This window comes from Micromonospora sp. NPDC003776 (assembly GCF_053605645.1).
Genome location: NZ_JBSGJR010000905.1, coordinates 1 through 1,611, shown reverse-complemented (window position 1 = coordinate 1,611; position 1,611 = coordinate 1). Strand labels below are relative to the sequence as shown.

At 76.9% G+C, this 1,611-nt stretch carries 3 protein-coding genes; 2 read left to right on the top strand and 1 reads right to left on the bottom strand.

What is annotated here, in order from left to right:
• Together ACWEVO_RS36265 and ACWEVO_RS36260 are read left to right on the top strand one after the other, a co-directional pair.
• On the top strand, positions 1–428 hold a 428-nt coding region (locus ACWEVO_RS36265), incomplete at its 5' end, for a response regulator transcription factor (protein ID WP_452311904.1).
• Between the two features lie 9 nt (positions 429–437).
• Positions 438–815, top strand: coding sequence for a hypothetical protein (locus tag ACWEVO_RS36260; RefSeq protein WP_452311903.1), 378 nt, complete (start codon positions 438–440; stop codon positions 813–815).
• Positions 816–828: 13 nt separating this feature from the next.
• Here ACWEVO_RS36260 and ACWEVO_RS36255 read toward each other — a convergent pair whose 3' ends face one another.
• The gene (locus tag ACWEVO_RS36255) at positions 829–1,479 is read right to left on the bottom strand and encodes a hypothetical protein (RefSeq protein ID WP_452311902.1); all 651 of its coding nucleotides are present in this window, start codon (positions 1,477–1,479) and stop codon (positions 829–831) included.
• Positions 1,480–1,611: the final 132 nt, after the last annotated feature.

Genomic DNA, 1,611 nt, shown 5'->3' with positions numbered 1-1,611 from the left:
TGGAGCGCCGCCTGGTCGACCGGGACGCGGCGCGGGCGGTGGTGGCCGCCGCGACGGTCACGCCGGGGCACGGCGACCGGACCGGGCCGGAGTGGGAACAGGTCCGCCAGGCGCACGCCGAGCTGCGCGGCCTGCTGCGCCGGGTCGACGACCCGGAGCTGCGGGACCGGCTCGACGCGGTCGCCGACCGGCTGGCCGGCGCGGTCGCCGGACCCCACCGGCCACCGTCGTCGGCGGCGCTGTCGCCGCGGGAGACCGACGTGCTCGCCTGCGTGGCCCTGGGCTGCACCAACGCCGACGTGGCCGAGCGGCTCGGGCTGCGCCCGGAGACGGTGAAGAGCTACCTGCGTTCGGCGATGCGCAAGCTCGGCGCGCACACGCGCCTCGAAGTCGTGGTCGCGGCCCGCCGGGCCGGGCTGCTCCCTTAGGAGGTGGCGATGGCACGCTGGCGGCGTCCCGGGGCGGGTGGCCTCGTGCTGCTGGCCGTGCTCGCGGTCGGCGCGGTGCCCGTGCTCCGCGACCTGCCCCGGCCGATCTCCGAACCGGTCTCCGTCGAGGCGTACGACCGCACGGCCGATCCCCGGGTGATCATGGCGGTCGTCTCGGCCCATCCCGACTTCGTGCTGGACCGGGCGACCGCGGTCGAGGACGCCGGCAGCGTCGTCCTGCACGTCTCGATGCGGCCACCGAACCGGTGGTCGTGGGCCGGCGGCGACATCGCGGAAAGCCGGCGGATCCGGTTCCGGCTGGACGGTCCGCTCGCCGCCCGCCAGGTCGTCGACGGCCGGCTCGGCGAGCCCGTCCCGGAACGCTGACCGGGCGCCCGGGTCACCGGGCGGCCAGCTCCTCGACCCGGGCCGCCGGCTCCGGTCGGACCACCTGAGGCGTGGTACGCCAGCCGGACCAGAGCACCCGGGCGACGATCCCCGGCGCGAACAGCCCCGGCGGCGTCATCAGGTTGGCCACGCTGAGGAAGCGCCGCCCGACGACCGGATGCCGCGGGGCGGCGGCGTGCAGCCGGGCGACGTACCCGTTGAGGAAGCGGGTCCGGCGGCTGCGCGGGCCGACGACCGCCGGGTGGCGCAGGTCGCCGCCGACGGCCATGTCCCACGGCACGTCCACCACCTTGGCCGCTGCCGCGAAGAACCGGCGGGGCAGGTCCCCGCGGCCCTGCCGCAGGCAGTCGCGCAGCACCATCGCCTCCGCCGCGGCCACCGTCATGCCCTGCCCGTACGCCGGGTTGAAGCTGCACACCGCGTCGGCGACCGCGAGGAAGCCCGCCGGCAGGTGGGTGAGCCGCTCGTAGCGGCGGCGCACGCCGGTGGGCAGCCGCATCCGCTTGGGCGGTCCGAGCGGCTCCGCCCGGCTCAGCAGCGCGTGCAGCTCCGGCGCCGGCAGCCGCCCGGCGAAGGCGAGGTAGCCCTCCGGGTCGGTCGGCGGGCCTGGTCCGGGCCGACGCCGAGCAGCGTGACCATCCACCGGTCACCGTTACCTGTCAGTGCGCTTTAGCGACTGATCGGCATGTCCCGCCTTGCGGTGGGACGGTCCCGGTCTTGTCCGCGTGGGCGGTGCCGGGTTGACGTTTCATGGCCACCGGCCCGCCGGGGCGGG

Coding starts and splice junctions, on each gene's coding strand:
- ACWEVO_RS36260 (WP_452311903.1), top strand. CDS start 438: ATGGCACGCTGGCGGCGTCCCGGGGCGGGTGGCCTCGTGCTGCTGGCC.